This window comes from Nocardioides anomalus, assembly GCF_011046535.1.
Classification (GTDB): Bacteria; Actinomycetota; Actinomycetes; order Propionibacteriales; family Nocardioidaceae; genus Nocardioides; species Nocardioides anomalus.
In genome coordinates this window covers 1,087,209-1,106,663 of sequence record NZ_CP049257.1, presented here as the reverse complement: position 1 = coordinate 1,106,663, position 19,455 = coordinate 1,087,209, and the positions used below count along the sequence as shown (strand labels likewise).

The following is a 19,455-nucleotide window of genomic DNA, read 5'->3' as shown; positions in this document are numbered from 1 at the left end:
CGACAACACCAGCTGACGCGGGGGAAGCTCAGCTCTGCCGAACCCTACCGGCGCCCACCCCCAGGGCCGCGAATTGCGGGCGTGTTCAGCGGTAGTTCTCCGAAACGGCCGCCAGGCCGCTGACGAGCATCTCCACGCCGAAGTCGAACCGCTCGTCCCCGCTGCCCGCGGTCAGCTCCACGACGTATTTCGCCAGGACCGGGAACCGGTCGCCCATCCCCTCCACGAAGGCCCGGAGCTGCTCGTCGACGGCCTCGTGGTCGGTCTCCCTCGCCTGCTGGGGTCGAGTTCTCCCGCGTGGTCCACACCGTCTCCTCGTAGGCCACCGCCCCCACGAACGCCGCGCAGATGTCGCAGAACCAGGCCGCCGCCTGCGGGGTGATGCCGCCCGCCAGCGCGATGGCCATCATCGCGTCGGCCGCCCGCAGGCCGCCGTCCATCGACGGGATCATGCCCATCGCCGCCCGGGCCGATCCCGGGTGCTCGCGGTAGAGCCGGCGCATGTCGCGCATCACCTGCTTGAGCTGCTCCTGCCACCGCTCCGGGTCCGGCTCGGGTACGTCGAGCAGCCGGGAGATCCGGTCCACGACGTGCTGGTCGAGCTCGTCCTTGTTGGCCACGTGGGCGTAGAGCGAGGCCGGCCCGGTGTCGAGCTCGCGGGCCAGGGACCGCATGGAGACGCGGTCGTAGCCGTCGCGCTTCATCAACGCCATGGCCGCGTCGACGATGCGGTCCAGGGTGAGGGGCGCCTTGCGCGGCTCCGGCTGCTTGCCCGGCGGCAGCGTCACGCGGACCCGGACCGGGCCGGCCTGCCAGGTGCGCTCCCGGTCCGTGCTCACCCCGACACCCTACTTGACCACGAACACCGTTCGGTTGTAGAACACCGTTCGTGAACAACGAACACCGTTCGACAACCAGCGTCACCCCCGCCGCGGGTCGCGGCTACCGCTACCGCTGGATGGTCATGGCCGTCGTCATCGCCGCTGACGTCATGGACCTGCTGGACGCCACCATCGCCAACCTGGCCGGGCCCTCCATCCGGGCCGACCTGGGCGGGAGCGAGAGCACCCTGCAGTGGGTGCTCGCGGCATACACCACCGCCTTCGCGGTCGGGCTCGTCGTCTCCGCCCGCGCCGGCGACCTGGTCGGGCGGCGGCGGATGTTCCTCATCGGCATGGCCGGCTTCACCGTGGCCTCGCTGCTGTCCGGGCTGGCCCCGACCGCCGGTGCCCTCATCGCGTTCCGGGTGCTGCAGGGCGCGTTCGGCGCGGTGATGATCCCGCAGGGGCTGGCCATGGTGAAGCAGTCCTTCCACCCCGACGACCTGCAGAAGGCGTTCATCCCCTTCGGCCCGGTCATGGGCCTGGCGGCGGTGCTCGGGCCGATCCTGGCCGGCTTCCTCATCGACGCCGACCTGTTCGGCAGCGGCTGGCGGCTGATCTTCCTCGTCAACGTGCCGGTCGGCGTGGTCGGCACCGTGCTGGCCGCGCGCTACCTGCCCGACGTCCCCCGGGACCGCGACCAGCGCCTCGACGTGCGCGGCTCGCTGCTGCTGGCCGGCGCCTCGGCACTGCTCATCTACCCGCTCGTGCAGGGCCGCGAGGAGGGCTGGCCGGCGTGGTGCTTCGTGCTGATCGCCGCGGCCGCGCTGCTCTTCGCGGCGTTCGTGGTCTCCGAGCGGCTCAGCGAGCACCCGGTCATCGAGCGCTCGCTGTTGCGCAACCGGGGCTTCGTGGCCGGCGTGGTCTTCCTCGCGGCGTTCTTCGTGGCCATGAACGGCGTGATGCTCATCGTCAACCTGTTCATCCAGGTCGGCCTGGGCTTCACGCCGATGCACACCGGCATCGCGATGACCCCGCTCGCCGTCGGCCTGGCCATCGGCGCGGCCAGCTCCGGCGCCGCGCTCGGCCCGCGCTTCGGGCGGCGGGTGCTGCACGGCGGGCTCCTGGTCATCGGCCTCGGCATGCTCGCGCTGTGGTGGACCATCGACCGCCACGGCACGGCGGCGAGCGGCTGGGACCTCGCCCCCGCCCTGTTCGTGGCCGGCCTGGGCTCCGGCGCGATCTTCGCCCCGCTCTTCGACATCATCCTGGCCGACCTCGGCGACCAGGAGGTCGGCACCGGCTCGGGTGTCCTCAACGCCGCCCAGCAGTTCTCCGGCGCCCTGGGCGTCGCGATCGTCGGCACGCTGTTCTTCCAGTGGCTGCCCCACGACGGGTGGAGCCGCGCCACCCAGGGCGTGCTGTGGGTCAGCCTGGCCTGCTACGCCGTGGCGTTCCTGGTGGCCTTCCTGCTCCCCCGCGAGGCGCGCGAGGGCGCGGAGCTGGCCTAGGTTCGGACGCGTGGAGCTGCTGGCGAGCGGTCGGGACTGCGAGGTGTTCCTCCTCGACGACGGCCGGGTGGCCCGGGCCTACACCGACGGGCGCCCGGCCGAGGCCGAGGCCACGCTCATCCGGCGGCTGCACGCGCTGGGCTACCCCGTGCCCGAGGTCTTCGGCTGGGAGGGGCCGCGCATCGTGATGGCGCGCGTGGCCGGTCCCACCCTCGGCGAGCAGCTCTTCGCCGGCGAGGTGACCGTCGCGGAGGCCGCCGCCACCCAGGCCGACCTCCAGGCCCGCCTGCACGCCCTCCGCTGGCCCGGCGGCGAGCCGCTGCTCCACCTCGACCTGCACCCGCTGAACGTCCTGGTCGGCCCGAGCGGCCCGGTCGTCATCGACTGGACCAACGCCCGGCCCGGCCCGCCCGGCCTCGACGTGGCCATGTCCGCGCTGATCCTGGCCGGCGTGGCCCTCACCGGGGAGGTCCCCGAGGCCCGCGACCTGCTCACGGCGTACGCCGCCGTCGCGCCCGCGCCGTACGCCGACCACCTCGACGAGGCCGCCGCCCTGCGCCTGTCCACGCCGCACACCACCGCCGACGAGCGGCGGCTGATGGCGCAGACGGTGGCCCTGGCCGCCTCGCCCTAGGCCCGCCGGTCCATCGCGTCGGCCACCAGCGCCTCGCGCGGGCCGCCCTCGGCGCGCAGCCCGGCGACCACGCCGGCGCGGTCCTCCGCGGAGCGGTTCTGGCTCAGCTTGGCCTTGGCCTCGACCCGCTCGACCTCGAGCTCCAGGCCGACGATGCCGCGCAGCTGCTGGTCGACGTACGCCGCGGGCGCGTCGGTCACGGCCCAGGGCTCGGCGCGCTGCCCCTCGTGGAGGTCGGTGAGGAGCGTGACCGCCTCGCGCAGCCAGTCGGGGTCCTCGTGGCGGCGGAGCCGGCCGGTGAGGTGGACGGCGGAGTAGTTCCACGTCGGCACGACCCGGCCGTGCTCGGCCTTGGTGGCGTACCACCCCGGCGAGACGTAGGCCTCCGGTCCGGTGACCACGGCGAGGGCGGGGACGGCGTCGTCGGCGGGCACCGCGCGCCAGTGCGGGTTGGCACGGGCGAGGTGCATGACCAGCCGGTCGCCGTCCCAGACCACGGGCAGCCGGGTCGCGAGCGGGTAGCCGTCCGGGCCGGTCGAGACCAGCTCGGCGGTGCCGGCCGCGCGGACCAGGGCGCGGACGGCGTCCGGGTCGTCGAGGACGTTGGGGCGAGGGACGTACACGGGGCTCAGTGTGGCTCAGCGGGCGCGGCGGGTGCGTCCAGCGGCCGTCCCTCGTCGGAGTGGGCCAGGTGGTGCAGCTGGCCCCAGATGACCACGACGAAGACGGCGGACCCGGCGAAGGCGAACCAGAACGGCGCCGTGACGCCCCAGTGCTGGGCCAGCACGCCGCCGATGCCGGCGCCGACGACGAGCCCGCCGTAGGTGCCGAGCGCGTTGACCGAGCCGACCCGGCCCTGCAGCTCGGTCGGGACGGCGCGCTGGCGGATGGTGAGCGAGGTGGTGCCCCAGATGAAGGCGTGGGCGCCGAAGACGAAGAAGACCGGCATGGCGACGTACGCCGACGTGGTGACGGCGAGCACCAGGTGCGTCAGGGTCTCGATGACCAGGCCGATGCGCATCAGGTCGCCCATGCTGAGCCGCCGGGTCAGCCAGCCGTAGCCGAAGGTGCCGAGCAGCCCGCCCACGGCCTGGACGGTGGTGATGAGCCCGAAGCCGACGCTGCCCAGCCCGAGGTGCTCGGTGGCGTAGAGGACCAGCACCGACCAGGCCGCGCCGAAGGTGACGTTGAAGATGAGGATCGTCAGCACGAGCGTGCGGACCGCGGGGTGGTGGACGGTCCAGCGGACCCCCTCGACGATGTCGTGCCAGACCCGCCGGTCCGCGGTCGCCTCGCGGCCGTGGGCCGGGAGCCGCAGCTGGCCGATGAGCAGCACGGCGAGGAGCCCGACGAGGACCTCGGTGACGAACGGGACGGCGCGGCCGGCGGTGAAGAGGAAGGCCCCGATCGGCGGGCCGACCAGGGTGCTGAAGGTGATGATCCCGGTGGTGATCCGGGCGTTGGCCACGGGCAGGTCGGCCCGGTCGACCAGCATCGGTGTCAGGGTGCTGGCCGCGTTGTCCACGAAGACCTTGGCCGAGCCGAGCAGGAACATCGCGACCAGGACCAGCACGATGGTGGCCGCGTCGAAGGCGAGCGCCGCGGCCAGCAGGGCCACGACCGCGAACCGCAGCAGGTAGCCGACGATGATGATCCGGCGCCGGTCGAGACGGTCGGTGAGCGCGCCGGCCCACAGGCCGAAGACCATCGGCGGCGCCCACTGCAGCAGCGCGGCCAGCGCGACCAGGAACTCCGAGTCGGTCTGCGAGGCGACCAGCAGCGGCCCCGCCGCCAGGGAGATGCCGTCGCCGATGTTGCTGGTCCACGACGAGGCGAGCAGCCAGCGGAAGCCCGTCCCGAGCCGGGGCGGGACGAGGACGTCGACCAGCCGGCTCACGAGGTCAGGACGCTAGCGTGAGGCGGTCGTGCGGTCACCCCGGTTTCCGGGGCGGTGGTGCCTGGGGATCAGGCGGGCTGCATCTCCTGCACGCGGGGAGCGGTGTCGACCAGCAGCTCGGCGGCGCGGGCGGCCACGAGCCGGTCGTTCTCCTCGCTGAGCCGGACCACGAGGGCCTCCAGCTCACGGACCCGCGCACGCAGCCGGCTGTTCTCGGCGGTGAGGCGGGGGTCGCGCAGGTCGCTGTTCAGGTAGCCGATCAGCGCCTTGGCCATGGGTGAACCTTCCGGTGGATCGAGGGTGTTCGAAGAGGGTGCTGCGGGTGCCGGTCCGGGTCCCGGACCGTCTTCAAGAGTCCCACTCGCGGGGGCTCCGGTCAATCTGACGGCACCCCCCTGTGGAGCACCTGTCGACCTGCCCTCACTCCGCCGGGACGACGCTGCGGACCGGCGTACGACGGCGGCGCGGGACGGGCTGGCAGACCGGGCAGAAGTACGACGACCGGTTCATGAACGCGACCCGGCGCACCGGCGTGCCGCACCGGTCGCAGGGCTCGCCCTCGCGGCCGTAGGCGTGCAGCGCGCGGTCGAAGTAGCCGGACTCGCCGTTGACGTTGACGTAGAGCGCGTCGAAGGACGTGCCGCCCTGCCCGAGCGCCTCGCCCATCACCTCGCGGGCGTGGCCGAGCAGCTCGCGGACCTGGGTGCGGGTGAGCCGCTCCCCCGGTCGCTCGCCGTGGATCTGCGCGCGCCAGAGCGCCTCGTCGGCGTAGATGTTGCCGACGCCGGAGACGAGGTTCTGGTCGAGGAGCTGACGCTTGATGCCCGAGGCCCGCCGGCGCACCTTGGCCACGAAGGCCTCGTCGTCGAAGTCCGGGTCGAGCGGGTCCCGCGCGATGTGGGCGATCTCGGGCGGCAGGTCGGCGCCGCCGGCGGAGACCGACAGCCCGCCGAACATCCGCTGGTCCACGAAGCGCAGCTCGCGGCCCTCGGCCGCGCCGTCGAGCCGCAGCCGGACCCGCAGGTGCCGCTCCGCGGGCGAGTCGGGCGGCTGGACCAGCAGCTGGCCGCTCATCCCGAGGTGGCCGAGCAGGGCGTCGCCGTTGTCGAGCGGGAGCCAGAGGTACTTCCCGCGCCGCCGGGCGTCCTCGATGCGGCGCCCGGTCAGGGCCTCGGCGAACCCGGCCGGGCCGCGCGGGTCGCGGCGCACCGGCCGCGGGTGCAGCACCTCGACCGAGGTGATCGTGGCGCCGAGGACGTGCCGGGCGAGGCCGGCGCGGACGACCTCGACCTCGGGGAGCTCGGGCACCGGGTCAGGCGTCCTCGGGGGCGTGCTCGGCGGCCTGCTCGGCGGCCTGCTCGACCGGGTCCGCGACGCCGAGGCCGGCGGCGATCTCGCCGTACGCCGTCTCGGCCGCGGCCTGCTCGGCCTCCTTCTTGGAGCGGCCGACGCCGTTGCCGTAGAGCACGGCGGCCACCTTCACCTGGGCGGTGAAGACCTTCATGTGGTCCGGGCCCTCGTCGGCGATGACGTACTCCGGGACCCCGAGGCTGTGCTCGGCGGCCAGCTCCTGGAGCGAGGTCTTCCAGTCCAGGCCGGCGCCCAGGGCCGAGGCGGCCTCGATGAGCGGGTCGAAGAGCCGGTGGACGACCTTGGCGGACTCCTCGATGCCGCCGCTGAGGTGCACCGCGCCGATCACCGCCTCGACGGTGTCGGAGAGGATCGAGGCCTTGCCGCGACCGCCGGTGGTCTCCTCGCCGCGGCCGAGCATGAGGTGCTCGCCGAGGCCGATGGTGCGGGCCACCTCGGCCAGCGCGCGGGCGTTGACCACGGCCGCGCGCAGCTTGGCCAGCCGGCCCTCGGAGAGGTCCGGGTGGGTGGTGTAGAGCGTCTCGGTGACGACGACGCCGAGCACCGAGTCACCCAGGAACTCCAGGCGCTCGTTGGTCGGCAGTCCGCCGTTCTCGTAGGCGTAGGACCGGTGCGTCAGGGCGCGGTCCAGCAGCTCGGGGTGCAGGACCGGCTCCCCGAGCGCGGCGCGGAGCTGCGCGTAGTCGGACAAGCGCGGGGTCAGAGGACCTGACGACGGTCGTTGCGCGCGCCGTACTGGCCGCAGTTGCCGCACGCGCGGTGCGGCAGGTGCTGGGCGCCGCAGGCGGGGTTGGCGCAGGTCACCAGGGTCGGCGCGGTGGTCTTCCAGGCCGAGCGGCGGTGGCGGGTGTTGCTGCGCGACATCTTCCGCTTCGGGACAGCCATCTGTTTCTCTCTCTCAGTTCTGCTCGGTCTGGAGCTCGGTCAGCGCCGCCCACCGCGGGTCGATGGGCGCCTCGTGCGTGTGGTCGGGGTCGTCGGCCAGGCGTGCACCGCACTCGGGGCACAGGCCGGGACAGTCGTCCTGGCACAGGGGCTGGAACGGCAGTGCGAGCACCACCGCGTCCCGCAGCAGGGGCTCCAGGTCGACCAGGTCGTCCCGGAGCGTGCTGACCTCGTCGTCCTCCCCCTCGGAAGGGGGCAGGGCGTGGTCCTCGTAGACGTAGAGCTCCTGGAAGTTCACCGTCACCTCGTCGGTGATCGGCTCCAAGCAGCGCACGCACTCGCCTTCCAGCGAGGCCTGCGCCGTCCCGGTGACCAGCACCCCCTCCATGACCGCCTCGAGGCGCAGGTCCAGTTCGACCGGCGACCCCTCGGGGACACGGAGGACTTCGATGCCCAGATCCGCCGGCGCCGGAACCGTCCGCGACACCTCACGCTGGGACCCCGGGCGGCGGCCGAGCTCGCGTGTGTCGAGCACGAGCGGCGCTCTCGGGTCCAGTTTGTTCGACGTCACTTTCCGGTTCCGGTCAGACAGATCCAATCGAGAATCGTACGCGGCGGGCCCGGAGACGACCAAACCGCGGCCCGGTCCGCGTCTGCGCAGGTCAGCCGCGGGCCGCCAGACGCTCGGTCAGCGGGCCCAGCACGAAGTCCGGGACGTACGCCGCCACGTCGCCCCCGAAGGCCGCGACCTCCTTGACCAGGCTGGAGGAGACGAAGCCCCACTGGGCACTGGTGGGCACGAAGACGGTCTCCACCCCCGTGAGCGAGGCGTTCATCTGCGCCATCGGCAGCTCGTACTCGTAGTCCCCCGCCCCCCGCAGTCCCTTGACGATGGCCTGCGCCCCCTGCTCCTGGCAGAACGCGGTCAGCAGGCCGGTGAACCCGGCCACGCGCACGTTGGGCAGCTCCGCGGTGGCCTGCTCCAGCATCGCCACCCGCTCCTCGGGCGTGAACAGCCGGTTCTTGGAGGCGTTGACGCCGACCGCCACGACCACCTCGTCGAACAGCCCGGCCGCGCGCCGGAAGATGTCCACGTGCCCGTGGGTCACCGGGTCGAAGGAGCCCGGGCAGACCGCTCGCGTCACAGCGCGTGACCGTACCAAAGCGTGGTCTCGCCGTACTTGCGGCTGCGCTCGGCCTCGATCCCCGCCGGCCACGTCGGCTCCGGGCTGCGCGAGGACCGCTCCACCACCACCATCGCCCCCGGCACCAGCCAGCCGTGGCCCGCGAGGTTCTGCAGGTCCGCGGCCAGCCGCGGCTCCTCGAGGGGGTACGGCGGGTCGAGGAAGGCCACGTCGTACGGCGCGGACGGCGGGCGGCCAAGCGCCGTCGACACCGCTCCCCCGACCACGTCGGCCTTGGCGAAGCCCAGAGCCCGGGCGTTCTCGCCGATCAGCCGGGCCGTGCGCCGGTCGGACTCCACCAGCGTCACCACCCCTGCCCCGCGCGACCAGGCCTCCAGGCCGACCGCGCCCGAGCCGGCGTACAGGTCGAGGAAGCGCAGGCCCTGCAGCGACCCGCACCACGCCTCGATGGAGGAGAACAGGGCCTCGCGCACCCGGTCGGTGGTGGGCCGGGTGTGCTGCCCCGTGGGGGCACTCAGCCGCCGTCCCCCGGCGTGGCCCCCGATGATGCGCGTCATGTGGTCGCGAGCCTAGGACTTCTCGATGAAGTCGGCGTGGGCCGAATCCTCCATCTGGGTGACGACGTCGCGCAGGAGCGGGTGGGCGGCGAGGTCGGGGTCGTCGTCCAACAGGGCCTCGGCGGCGCCGCGGGCCTCGAGGATCGTCTTCTCGTCGCGCAGCACGCGGAGATTCTGCAGCGTGGAGCGGAAGCCCGACTGGGAGCGGCCCAGGACGTCGCCCTCGCGGCGCTGCTCGAGGTCGACGCGGGACAGCTCGAAGCCGTCGGTGGTGCCGGCCACGGCGTCGAGCCGGTCGCGGGCCGGCGTGCCCACGTCGGCGCGGGAGACGAGCAGGCACAGGCCGGGCAGGCCGCCGCGGCCGACGCGGCCGCGGAGCTGGTGGAGCTGGGAGATGCCGAACCGCTCGGCGTCCATGAGCACCATCGTGGTGGCGTTGGCGACGTCGACGCCGACCTCGATGACCGTGGTGGAGACGAGCACGTCGAGCTCGCCGGCGGCGAATGCCCGCATGGTGCGGTCCTTCTCCTCCGGCGGCAGCTTGCCGTGCAGGACGCCGATGGGCAGGCCGGCGAGCGCACCTCCGGTCAGCTCCTCGGCCAGGTCGGTCACCGCGGTGAGGCCGTGCACCGTGGGCGCCGGGGCGGACGGCGCGTCCTCGTCCGCGTCGTCGTAGGCCGGGTCGGCCTCGCCCTGCTCCAGCTCGTCGCCGGTGATGCGCGGGCAGACGACGTAGGCCTGGTGGCCCTTCTCGACCTCCTCGCGCACCCGCTGCCACACCCGGGAGATCCACTGCGGCTGCTCGGCGAGGGGTACGACGTTGGTCTGGATGGGCGCGCGGCCGGCGGGCAGCTCGGAGAGGGTGGAGACCTCGAGGTCGCCAAAGACCGTCATCGCGACGGTGCGCGGGATCGGGGTCGCGGTCATGACCAGCACGTGGGGAGGGGTGCCGGCCTTGTCGGTGAGCGCGGCGCGCTGCTCGACGCCGAAGCGGTGCTGCTCGTCGACGACGACCAGGCCGAGGTCGAAGAACTGCACCTGCTCCTCCAGCAGGGCGTGGGTGCCGATGACGATCCCGGCCTCGCCCACCGCGAGACGCGAGAGCGGCTCGGTGCGCTGGGCCTTGGTCATCGAGCCGGTGAGCAGCTCGACGGTCGTGCCGCCCATCAGCGCGCCGCCGGCGAGGTCGCCGAGCATGGCGGTGATCGAGCGGTGGTGCTGCTGGGCGAGGACCTCGGTGGGCGCGAGCAGCGCGGCCTGCCCGCCGGAGTCGACGACCCGAAGCATGGCCCGCAGCGCGACCAGGGTCTTGCCGGAGCCGACCTCGCCCTGGAGCAGGCGGTTCATCGGGTGCGGCTGGGCCAGGTCGTGCTCGACCTGGGCGCCGACCTCCTCCTGGCCGCGGGTCAGCGTGAACGGCAGGCTCGCGTCGAAGGACGCCAGCAGGTCGCCCTGGCCGCCGTCGCGCGGCCGCGCCCCCATCGCCCGCACCGCGCGGCGGCGCCGGCCCAGGACCAGCTGGGTGACCAGGGCCTCCTCGAAGCGGTAGCGGCGCTGCGCCGAGGTGATGTCACCCCACGAGTCGGGCTGGTGGATCCGGTCGAGGGCGTCGCGCGCGGGCAGGACCCGGTGCTCGGCCCGCACCGCCTCGGGGATGGTGTCGGGGACCTCCTCGACCACCTGCCGAGCGAAGGAGATCGCGCGCTGCAGGTCCCACGACTCCACGCCGCGGGTCAGCGGGTAGATGGGGTAGAACGCACCGATCGACTCCAGGCTCAGCTGGGCGTCGGGGTCGGGCACCTCGTCGTCGGCGCCGAACAGCACCATCTGCGGGTTGGTCAGCTGCCACTCGCCGCGGAAGGTGTCGGCCTGGCCGAGGAACAGCCCCCGCCGCCCCGGCCGCAGCCGGCCGGCCTGCCAGTCGGCCACGCCCTTGTTCTTGGCGAAGAACGACATCCGCAGGCTCGGGCCGTCGGTGCGCAGCACCGCGTCCAGGCGGTACGCCGTGCGGCGGGTCCGGCGGTCCATGTAGGTGTTGACCCGCGAGCTGGCGATCTCGCCGACCAGGGTCAGGAACTGGCCCTTCTCGAGCTCGTCGAGCGCGGTGAGCTGCCCGGTCTCGACGTAGCGCCGCGGGAAGTGGTGCAGCAGGTCGCCGACGGTCTCGATGCCGAGTCCCTCGACGATCCGCTCGTTGCGGGTGCGGCCCTTCTTCTCCTTGGGCTCGCCGAGGACCGTCTCGACGGGCGAGTCGAGGTCGATCACGTGCTCTGCTCCCTCCTCGACGACTACTCGACGGCCACCAGCAGCGGGTAGCGCTCCTGCCCCCCGTCGTACACCACGACGTCGACAGTCGGGTGCCGCTCCTCCAGCCAGGAGGCGCACGCCTGGGCCAGCGCACCGCCGGCGTCCTCGGCGCCCGAGACGAGGGTGACCATCTCGCCGCCGCCGCCGAGCAGCCGGCCCAGCACGTCCTGGGCCACCGCGGTGAGGTCGTCGCCGACCGCCACGAAGTCGCCACCGATGATGCCGAGGACGTCGCCGGGCTCGCACGGCCCGGCCATGGTCATGGCCTGCCGGGCCGCGATGGTGACGCCGCCCTGCCGGGCGTGCCGGGCCGTCGCGGTCATCTCCAGCACGTCCTGGTCGAAGGTCCGCCCGGGCTCGTGCACGGCCAGCGCGGCCAGGCCCTCGACCTGCGCCGTGGTCGGCAGCACCGCGACGCGGACGCCGTGGTCGGTCTCGGCCGTGCTGGCCGCGACCTGGGCGGCCCGGACCGAGTCGGGGTCGTTGGGCAGGACCACGACCTCCTGCGCGCCGGACTGCTCGATGGCCTCGAGCAGCATCCCGGTCGACGGGCGGTTGCGTGGGCCGCCGCGGACCACGACCGCGCCGGCCTCCTCGAACAGCTGCGCCAGCCCCGGTCCCGCGGCCACCGCCACGATGGCCCGACCGGTGCGCCGCCTCGGCTCGCGGGCCGCGACCTGCTCGGCGAAGTGGGTGACCCGGACCCGGTGCGGGCGCCCGGCGTCGATGCCCGCCTCGATGGCGGCGCCGACGTCGTCGACGTGCACGTGGACGTTCCACAGGCCCTCACCGCCGACGACGACGAGCGAGTCCCCCAGCCCGGCCAGCGTCGCGCGGAGCCCGGCGATGGCGTCGTCAGGGGCGTCGAGGAGGTACATCACCTCGTACGCCGGCCCGCCGTCGACCAGGTCCGCGCCCGGCTCGGGCAGGACCGGCCGCGGGAGCGGGTGGGCCACCCGGGGCGGTCGGCGTCCGGTCAGCGCGGTCTCGGCGGCGTCCAGGATGACCACGACGCCACGGCCGCCGGCGTCGACCACCCCGGCGTCCTTGAGCGCCTGGAGCTGCTCGGGCGTGCGGGCGAGCGCCTCGCGGGCGGCCCGCGCGCTGGTGGTCAGCACGTCGCGGGAGCGGACCGTCGGGTCGCCGGCCAGCAGCGCCTCGGCCGCCTCGGCCGCAGCGGCGCAGACGCTGAGCATGGTGCCCTCGACCGGCGTGCCGACCGCGGCGTAGCTGGCGTCCGTGGCCCGCCGCAGGGCGTCGACCATGACCGCCCCGTTGCGCTCGTCGGGCCGGGCGGCCGCGATCCGGCGGATGATCGCGCGCAGCATCTCGCTGAGGATCACGCCCGAGTTGCCCCGGGCGCCCAGGAGCGCGCCGCGCGTGAACGCGGCGTACACCTCGGCCGCGCTGCTCGGGTCGGCCGCGCGCACGGCGTCGCGGGCCGCGGCCATGGTGAGGTAGAGGTTCGTGCCCGTGTCGCCGTCGGGGACGGGGTAGACGTTGAGCGCGTCGATCTCCTCGCGCGCCCCGGCCAGCGCGTCCACCGCGATGTCGGCGAACTGGAGCACGGTGGCCAGCTGGATGCCGCTGCCGACGGTGCCCGGTTCGCCCACGGAGGGCACAATAGGGGTGGCCCGGGTGACCGCGCGGTTTGGGCGCTCACGCACCTCTCGGATATTCTTCCTTGGTTGCCCGCTCAGCGGGCCCCCGTCTTCGAACCGCCTCGATCCACTACTCAGGAGTCCTCTGATGGCCGCCGTCTGCGACATCTGCGCCAAGAAGCCCGGCTTCGGCAACAACCGACCGTGGTCGCGCAAGATCACCAAGCGTCGCTTCGACCCCAACATCCAGCGGGTCCGCGCGACCATCAACGGCACCCCCAAGCGGCTCAACGTCTGCACCGGCTGCCTGAAGGCGGGCAAGGTCTCGCGCTGACCCCCGCCCCTTGCTGAGGCCGTCACCCCGTCGGGGTGGCGGCCTTTCTGCTCGGGCCTAGAAGTGGGTCCAGCCCGCGTCGCCGTCGTACGCCGCACCGTCGACGGTGACGCCCTCCCCCTCGCTGACGGCGCCGATGACCGTCCAGCCGTCCGGCACCCTGTCGGCGTCGGGGAACGTCGCGAGCAGCGAGTGGTCCTCGCCGCCGCCCAGGACGTAGCGGACCGGGTCGGCGCCGGTGGCCTGCGCGACGGCCTGCAGCGGCTCGGGGATCTCCAGGGAGTCGCTGAGCACGTCGAGCGCGACGCCCGAGGCCTCGGCCAGGTGGCCGGCGTCGGCCAGCAGCCCGTCGGAGACGTCGATCATGGCCGTGGCCCCGGCCTCGGCGGCCGCCGGACCCGCGTCGTACGGCGGCTCGGGCCGGCGGTAGGCCTCGACCAGCGCCCGCGGTGAGCGGAAGCCGCGGGTGAGCACGGCCAGCCCGCCGGCCGACCAGCCCTGGCGGCCGGCCAGCGCGAGGACATCGCCGGGCCGGGCACCGCCGCGGCGCACGGGCGTGAGCTTGCAGGCGCCGAGCACCGTGACCGCGACGACGACCTGGTCGCAGCGGGTGAGGTCGCCCCCGACGACGCTGGCGCCGACCTTCGCGCACTCCGCGGCGAACCCGGCGGCGAAGCTGAGCGCCCACCGGGCCGGCAGGTCGGCGGGCGCGCCCAGGCCGATGGTCAGGGAGTGCGCGCGGCCGCCCATGGCGTTGATGTCGGAGAGGTTCTGGGCCGCGGCCCGGTGGCCGACGTCGACGGCCTCGGCCCAGTCGTTGCGGAAGTGCTGGCCCTCGACGAGCAGGTCGGTGGAGACCACGACGTGGCCCTGCTTGACCCGCAGCACCGCGGCGTCGTCACCCGGGCCGACCAGCACGTGGTCGCCCTGCTCGAACAGGGCGGTCAGCTCGGCGACCAGCGCGAACTCCCCGACGTCCGCGAGCGTGGCCTCGGGTGGGAACGGCATGGCCACATCAGACCAGATCCGCGGGCCGGATCGAGACAGGCGGCGGCTGTGCCCCTCCCGCCCGGTCACGGTAGGTTGGCGGCGTTCCCCCGACCACTGAGCCAGCAGGGAGTTCCGCACATGGTGGTGCAGGCCTACATCCTGATCCAGACCGACGTCGGCAAGGCCGCCGAGGTGGCCAACGCCATCGCCCAGGTCAAGGGCGTCACGATGGCCGAGGACGTCACCGGCCCCTACGACGTGATCGTGCGCGCCGAGGCCCGCAACGTCGACGAGCTCGGCAAGCTGGTCGTGGCCAAGGTGCAGACCCTCGAGGGCATCACCCGGACCCTGACCTGCCCGGTCGTCCACATCTGATCCCGCTTCTCAGCGCCCCGCACCCCACCGGTGCGGGGCGCTGTGCTGTGACAGGCTTCGCCGCATGAGTGCCGACGAGTTCCCCGGCCCGGTCGCGGTCATCGCCGGCGGCCTGAGCCACGAGCGCGACGTCTCGCTGGCCTCGGGACGCAACCTGGTCCGCGAGCTGCGCGGGCTGGGCGTGGAAGCGCACGCCTACGACTTCGACCGCAACCTGCTGCACACCCTCGAGCACGACAAGGTCGTCGCCGCCCTCCCGGCCCTGCACGGCCAGTTCGGCGAGGACGGGGAGATCCAGACCCTCCTCGAGCTCATCGGCATGCCGTACGTCGGCTCGCGCTCGCGCGCCTGCCGCGTCGCCTACGACAAGGGCACCGCCCGCGAGCTGCTGCGCCGCGACGGCATCCCCGTGCCCGACTCCGTCGGGCTCTCGGCCCAGACCTTCCGCGACATCGGGGCCGCCGCCCTCATGGAGTTCGTCATGCAGCGGCTCGGCACCCGCGTCGTGGTCAAGCCCAGCCGCGGCGGCTCGACGCTCGGCGTCGCGGGCGTCGACGGGCTGGCCGCGCTGCCCTCCGCGCTGGTCGGGACCTACGCCTACTGCGAGGACGCCCTGGTCGAGCGGTTCCACGTGGGCGTCGACGTGTCCGTCGTGGTGCTCGAGACCGCCGACGGCCTGCGCTCGCTCGAGCCGGTGGCCATCGAGTTCGAGAAGGGCCACGAGTTCGACTTCTCGGCCCGCTACACCGCCGAGTTCGTCTCCCTCACCCGCCCCGACCTGCCCCAGGAGCAGATCGAGCGGCTCGGCGACGTCGCCCGCCAGGCCCACCGCACCCTCGGCCTGCGCGACGTGTCGCGCTCGGACTTCATCGTCTCCGCCGACGGCTCGTTCGTCGTCCTGGAGACCGCGATCACCCCGGGCACGACCGAGACCTCGGTCTTCCCCTTTGCCTGCGGCCTCAGCGGCACCTCGCTCGGCGAGGTCGCGCGCGACCTGCTGGCCCGGGCGATCGAAGCGGGAGCTCCCGTCTAGCGGAGGCCGGTCCGGCGCTCGAGGGCGAGCTGGATGAGCTCGTCGATCAGCTCCGGGTAGGGGACGCCGGAGGCCTCCCAGAGCTTGGGGTACATCGAGATCGGCGTGAAGCCGGGCATCGTGTTGATCTCGTTGAGCACGACGGTCCCGTCGGCCTGCACGAAGGTGTCGACCCGCGCGATGCCCTCCGCGCCGACGGCCTCGAAGGCCAGCACGGCGAGCTCGCGCACGCGCTCGCTCACGGCGTCGGGCACGTCGGCCGGGATGTCGAGGCGGGCGGTGTCGTCCTCGATGTACTTGGCCTCGAAGTCGTAGAACTCGCCCTCGGTCTGCACCACGATCTCGCCGACCACCGAGGCGCGGGGCGCCGCGTCTCCGTGACCACCGAGCACCGCGCACTCGATCTCGCGGCCCTCGACGCCCTCCTCGATCAGCACCTTGGGGTCGTGGACCTGGGCGTCCTCGACCGCGCGCTCGAGGTCGGCGAGGTCGTCGACGCGGGTCACGCCGAGCGAGGAGCCGGCGCGGGCGGGCTTGACGAACAGCGGCGGCTGCAGCGCCTTGACCCGGGTGAGCACGTCCTCGCGGCGCTGCGACCAGTCGCGGGGCGAGACGACGACGTACGGACCGACCGGCAGGCCGTGCGCGGCGAAGACCAGCTTCATGTAGTGCTTGTCCATCCCGACCGCGGAGGCCAGGACGCCGGAGCCGACGTAGCGGACGTCGGCCAGCTCGAGCAGGCCCTGGACGGTGCCGTCCTCGCCGAACGGGCCGTGCAGCACAGGGAAGACCACGTCGACCTGGCCGAGGACCTCGGGCACCGCGCCGGCCTCGAGGACCTGGAGCTGGGGTCCGTCGGCCGACGTGGCGAGCACGACCTCGGAGCCGGCCGCTGCGGTGACCTCGGGCAGCCGGTCGGAGCGCAGCTCCCACAGGGCGGGGTCGTCGGAGGCGACCACCCAGCGGCCCTCGCGGGTGATGCCGACCGGCACCACGTCGTACCGGTCGCGGTCGATGGCCTTGAGCACACCGGCCGCGGTGGCCGCGGAGATCGCGTGCTCACCGGAGCGTCCGCCGAAGAGCAGCGCCACCCGCACCTTGCGCTCAGTCATGGGGATCCACCCTACGCAAGCGCGGCGGCCACCTCGTCGAGGCGCGCGCCGCGGGAGGCCTTGACGAGAACCGCGTCACCCCCGCGCAGGTGCGCGCGCAGCCAGGCGACCGCGGCCTCGTTGTCGTCGACCAGCGTCCCGCCCCCGCCGGCGTGCACCGCGGCCGCCGCCCGGCCCACCACGAGGAGCTCGTCGACCCGCTCCGCGGCGTACTCCCCCACTGAGCGGTGGGCCGCCTCGCTGTCCGCACCCAGCTCGCGCATCTCGCCCAGGACCGCGATCCGCCGCCGCACGCCACCGAGCGAGGCCAGCGCGTCGAGCGCGGCGCGGACCGACTCGGGGTTGGCGTTGTAGGAGTCGTTGAGCAGCACGACGCCGCTGGGCAGCTCGTGCAGCTCCATGCGCCACTTGGACAGCCCGGTGACCGCGCTGAGCGTCCGCGCGGCGTCGGCCAGCGGTACGCCGACCACCTGCGCCGCCGCGGCCGCCGCCGCCGCGTTGAGCGCCTGGTGCGCACCGACCAGCTGGAGCGTCACGGGCGCGCCGCCCAGGGTGAAGCGCGGCCGGCCGAGCCGGTCCAGCTCCAGGCCCTCGAGGCGGACGTCCACGTCCTCGGCGGTCCCGAAGGTCACCACCCGCCCGCGGGTCCGGCTGGCCATCGCCGCGACCCGCTCGTCGTCGGCGTTGAGCACCGCGGTGCCGGTCTCGTCGAGGGCCTCGACCAGCTCGCCCTTGGCCTGCGCGATCGCGTCGCGGGAGCCGAACTCGCCCACGTGCGCCGTGCCGACGTTCAGCACCAGCGAGACGTCGGGGCGGACCAGGTCGGTCAGCTCGGTGAGGTGGCCGATGCCGCGCGCGCCCATCTCGAGCACGAGGTAGCGGGTGGCCGGCTCGACCCGCAGCGCGGTGAGCGGCATGCCGAGCTCGTTGTTGAACGAGCCGTGCGTGGCCACCGTCGGACCGGCCTGGCCCAGGACCGCGGCGAGCAGGTCCTTGGTCGAGGTCTTGCCCTGCGAGCCGGTCAGCGCGAAGACCGTCAGCCCGCCCGCTGCCCGCACGTGCGCCACGACGTGCGCCGCGAGCCGTTGCAGCGCGTCCTGCGCGTCGTCGACCACCACGGTCGGCAGGCCGGTCGCGCGGGTCCCGAGGACCGCGACCGCGCCCTGCTCGGCGGCCTGCGGCACGTGCTCGTGACCGTCGGTGCGCTCGCCCACGAAGGCCACGAACAGCGACCCCGGCCCGGCCTCGCGCCCGTCGATGACCACCGGTCCGTCGACCACGACGCCGGCGCCGTCCCCCTCGACCCGACCGCCGACGATCTCGGCGACGACCTCCAGCGGCAGCGCGATCACCACCCAACCCTAGGGTTGAGGCATGCCCGAGCCGCTCCGACCCGCCACCGTCGCCGTCACCGCCGGGCGCCCCCCGCACGAGCCCGACCAGCCGCTCAACGAGCCGATCACCATGGCCTCGACGTACGTCGCCGGCGGGGACCGCGAGTACGGCCGCTACACCAACCCCAGCTGGACCGCCTTCGAGGACGCGCTCGGCGCGCTCGAGGGCGGCCGCTGCCTGTCCTACGCCTCGGGCATGGCCGCCGTCACCACCCTGCTCGACCTCGTCGCCACCGGCGACAAGGTCGTCGTGCCCCGCCACACCTACCAGGGCACACTCGTCCAGCTGGCCGACCTCGAGATGCGCGGCCGCCTCACCACCGAGCTCGTCGACATCACCGACACCGCCGCCGTCGCCGCCGCCTGCCACGACGCGGCCCTGGTCTGGTTCGAGTCCCCCACCAACCCCGCCCTCGAGGTCGCCGACGTCCCCGCCGTCATCGAGGCCGCCCACGCCGCCGGCGCCCGCGTGGTCGTCGACAACACCTTCCTCACCCCGCTGCTGCAGAAGCCGCTCGACCTCGGCGCCGACATCGTCCTGCACTCGGCCACCAAGTACCTCGCCGGCCACTCCGACCTCCAGCTCGGAGCCGTCGTCACCCGCGACGACGAGCTGTACGGCGTGCTGAAGAACCGCCGCGACGTCCAGGGCAACCACCCCGGCCCGTTCGAGGCGTGGCTCGCGCTCCGCGGGCTCCGCACGCTCGCCCTGCGCGTGGAGCGGGCCTCCACCAACGCCGCCGAGCTCGCCGTCCGCCTCTCCTCGCACCCCCTCGCCGTCGAGGTGCGCTACCCGGGCATGGGCGGCATGGTGTCGCTCGTGCTCCCGTCGGCCGACCATGCCGACCTGCTGGTGCGCTCCACCTCGCTGTGGGTGCACGCGACCTCACTCGGCGGCGTCGAGTCGACCTTCGAGCGACGGCGACGCTGGAAGTCCGAGCCGACGACGATCCCGGAGGGCCTGGTGCGGCTGAGCGTCGGCATCGAGGACGTCGAGGACCTGTGGGCGGACCTCCTCAGCGCGCTCGACGGTCTCCCGCGTTCCTGATCGCACGGTTCTCGCACGTCGTGCTGGGCTCCTGCTGGCCCGTCGCCGTCTCTGTTGGTTGGCGTGATCAATTGCGTAGCGGCCGCGCGCTCACCACCCCGACTCCCGCTGTCAAGGACGCTACGCGCCACTTCGTGGCGGACGGCGGGGCCTTCGGCCCGAGTGGTTCGTCCTTGACAGCGGGACCCGGTCTGGCCGGTGAGGGCGCGCTGAGGGCGAGGCTGCGCCCCGCCCCACGAAAGCGCGGCCGCCTCTGGCGGCCACGCTGAGGTCCGCCTCCACGCACTTGTAACGCTCAGTTACGGGAACTGTCGACCCGTTGCAACGGGTCGGAAGATCCGATAACTGCGCGTTACAAGTTCTCGGCGGCGCCGGCCGCGGCAACCCGCACCACACCCCCACCCACCCGTGAAGGCGGAGACGAGACGGTGCCGCCGCCA

The 19,455-nt window shown here is 73.7% G+C and carries 21 protein-coding genes; 6 read left to right on the top strand and 15 right to left on the bottom strand.

What is annotated here, in order from left to right; translation table 11 throughout:
• Positions 1 to 44 precede the first annotated feature (44 nt).
• A complete protein-coding gene (locus tag G5V58_RS26810) occupies positions 45 to 839 on the bottom strand; it encodes a TetR/AcrR family transcriptional regulator (protein WP_165229653.1) in 795 nt (264 codons plus the stop codon).
• Between the two features lie 50 nt (positions 840 to 889).
• Here G5V58_RS26810 and G5V58_RS05730 point away from each other — a divergent pair, with 50 nt between their 5' ends.
• Together G5V58_RS05730 and G5V58_RS05725 are read left to right on the top strand one after the other, a co-directional pair.
• Positions 890 to 2,332 (top strand): MFS transporter, encoded by a 1,443-nt coding sequence (locus G5V58_RS05730; RefSeq protein WP_230487112.1) that lies wholly within the window; start codon positions 890 to 892, stop codon positions 2,330 to 2,332.
• Between the two features lie 10 nt (positions 2,333 to 2,342).
• The gene (locus G5V58_RS05725) at positions 2,343 to 2,966 is read left to right on the top strand and encodes a phosphotransferase (RefSeq protein ID WP_165229650.1); all 624 of its coding nucleotides are present in this window, start codon (positions 2,343 to 2,345) and stop codon (positions 2,964 to 2,966) included.
• Here the strand turns inward: G5V58_RS05725 and G5V58_RS05720 are convergent.
• The 11 genes from G5V58_RS05720 to G5V58_RS05670 form a co-directional block, all read right to left on the bottom strand.
• Complete coding sequence (locus tag G5V58_RS05720) at positions 2,963 to 3,589, bottom strand: FMN-binding negative transcriptional regulator (protein ID WP_165229647.1); 627 nt, start codon at positions 3,587 to 3,589, stop codon at positions 2,963 to 2,965. The genes G5V58_RS05725 and G5V58_RS05720 overlap by 4 nt on opposite strands.
• Before the next feature lie 5 nt (positions 3,590 to 3,594).
• Positions 3,595 to 4,863 carry an MFS transporter gene (locus tag G5V58_RS05715; RefSeq protein WP_165229644.1) on the bottom strand — a complete coding sequence of 423 codons (1,269 nt, stop codon included), beginning with the start codon at positions 4,861 to 4,863 and terminating at the stop codon, positions 3,595 to 3,597.
• 68 nt (positions 4,864 to 4,931) lie between these two features.
• Complete coding sequence (locus G5V58_RS05710; RefSeq protein ID WP_165229641.1) at positions 4,932 to 5,138, bottom strand: hypothetical protein; 207 nt, start codon at positions 5,136 to 5,138, stop codon at positions 4,932 to 4,934.
• 145 nt (positions 5,139 to 5,283) lie between these two features.
• Positions 5,284 to 6,171, bottom strand: a complete 888-nt coding sequence (mutM, locus tag G5V58_RS05705; RefSeq protein ID WP_165229638.1) for a bifunctional DNA-formamidopyrimidine glycosylase/DNA-(apurinic or apyrimidinic site) lyase — start codon at positions 6,169 to 6,171, stop codon at positions 5,284 to 5,286.
• 4 nt (positions 6,172 to 6,175) lie between these two features.
• Positions 6,176 to 6,925 (bottom strand): ribonuclease III, encoded by a 750-nt coding sequence (gene rnc / locus G5V58_RS05700; RefSeq protein WP_230487111.1) that lies wholly within the window; start codon positions 6,923 to 6,925, stop codon positions 6,176 to 6,178.
• Positions 6,926 to 6,933: 8 nt separating this feature from the next.
• Positions 6,934 to 7,119 (bottom strand): 50S ribosomal protein L32, encoded by a 186-nt coding sequence (gene rpmF / locus G5V58_RS05695; protein ID WP_165229635.1) that lies wholly within the window; start codon positions 7,117 to 7,119, stop codon positions 6,934 to 6,936.
• Positions 7,120 to 7,132: 13 nt separating this feature from the next.
• On the bottom strand, positions 7,133 to 7,507 hold the full coding sequence (locus G5V58_RS05690; RefSeq protein WP_456237797.1) for a YceD family protein: 375 nt from the start codon (positions 7,505 to 7,507) through the stop codon (positions 7,133 to 7,135).
• A 274-nt stretch (positions 7,508 to 7,781) separates the two neighbouring features.
• Entirely contained in the window at positions 7,782 to 8,264 is a 483-nt protein-coding gene (gene coaD, locus G5V58_RS05685) for a pantetheine-phosphate adenylyltransferase (RefSeq protein WP_165229631.1), read from the bottom strand.
• Positions 8,261 to 8,821: a 16S rRNA (guanine(966)-N(2))-methyltransferase RsmD gene (gene rsmD, locus G5V58_RS05680; protein ID WP_165229628.1), complete on the bottom strand. Its 561-nt coding sequence runs from the start codon at positions 8,819 to 8,821 to the stop codon at positions 8,261 to 8,263. Before rsmD ends, coaD begins: the two co-directional genes overlap by 4 nt.
• Positions 8,822 to 8,833: 12 nt before the next feature.
• A complete protein-coding gene (locus G5V58_RS05675; protein ID WP_165229625.1) occupies positions 8,834 to 11,086 on the bottom strand; it encodes an ATP-dependent DNA helicase RecG in 2,253 nt (750 codons plus the stop codon).
• Positions 11,087 to 11,109: 23 nt separating this feature from the next.
• On the bottom strand, positions 11,110 to 12,741 hold the full coding sequence (locus G5V58_RS05670) for a DAK2 domain-containing protein (protein WP_230487109.1): 1,632 nt from the start codon (positions 12,739 to 12,741) through the stop codon (positions 11,110 to 11,112).
• A gap of 136 nt (positions 12,742 to 12,877) precedes the next feature.
• On the opposite strand from G5V58_RS05670, the gene rpmB reads away from it, so the two are divergent.
• On the top strand, positions 12,878 to 13,063 hold the full coding sequence (gene rpmB, locus G5V58_RS05665; protein ID WP_165229619.1) for a 50S ribosomal protein L28: 186 nt from the start codon (positions 12,878 to 12,880) through the stop codon (positions 13,061 to 13,063).
• 57 nt (positions 13,064 to 13,120) lie between these two features.
• On the opposite strand, the gene G5V58_RS05660 is transcribed toward rpmB, so the two are convergent.
• Positions 13,121 to 14,071, bottom strand: coding sequence for a thiamine-phosphate kinase (locus G5V58_RS05660; protein ID WP_165229615.1), 951 nt, complete (start codon positions 14,069 to 14,071; stop codon positions 13,121 to 13,123).
• Positions 14,072 to 14,191: 120 nt separating this feature from the next.
• Between G5V58_RS05660 and G5V58_RS05655 the strand changes: the two genes are divergently transcribed.
• Both G5V58_RS05655 and G5V58_RS05650 read left to right on the top strand, forming a co-directional pair.
• Positions 14,192 to 14,428, top strand: coding sequence for an Lrp/AsnC family transcriptional regulator (locus G5V58_RS05655; protein WP_160874186.1), 237 nt, complete (start codon positions 14,192 to 14,194; stop codon positions 14,426 to 14,428).
• A gap of 64 nt (positions 14,429 to 14,492) precedes the next feature.
• A complete protein-coding gene (locus tag G5V58_RS05650; protein WP_165229612.1) occupies positions 14,493 to 15,461 on the top strand; it encodes a D-alanine--D-alanine ligase family protein in 969 nt (322 codons plus the stop codon).
• On the opposite strand, the gene G5V58_RS05645 is transcribed toward G5V58_RS05650, so the two are convergent.
• Together G5V58_RS05645 and G5V58_RS05640 are read right to left on the bottom strand one after the other, a co-directional pair.
• Positions 15,458 to 16,573, bottom strand: coding sequence for a D-alanine--D-alanine ligase family protein (locus G5V58_RS05645; protein ID WP_165229609.1), 1,116 nt, complete (start codon positions 16,571 to 16,573; stop codon positions 15,458 to 15,460). The two genes, G5V58_RS05650 and G5V58_RS05645, sit on opposite strands and share 4 nt — an antisense overlap.
• 11 nt (positions 16,574 to 16,584) lie before the next feature.
• Entirely contained in the window at positions 16,585 to 17,925 is a 1,341-nt protein-coding gene (locus G5V58_RS05640) for a UDP-N-acetylmuramoyl-tripeptide--D-alanyl-D-alanine ligase (RefSeq protein WP_165229606.1), read from the bottom strand.
• A gap of 22 nt (positions 17,926 to 17,947) precedes the next feature.
• Between G5V58_RS05640 and G5V58_RS05635 the strand changes: the two genes are divergently transcribed.
• Positions 17,948 to 19,015: a trans-sulfuration enzyme family protein gene (locus G5V58_RS05635; RefSeq protein WP_165229603.1), complete on the top strand. Its 1,068-nt coding sequence runs from the start codon at positions 17,948 to 17,950 to the stop codon at positions 19,013 to 19,015.
• Positions 19,016 to 19,455: the final 440 nt, after the last annotated feature.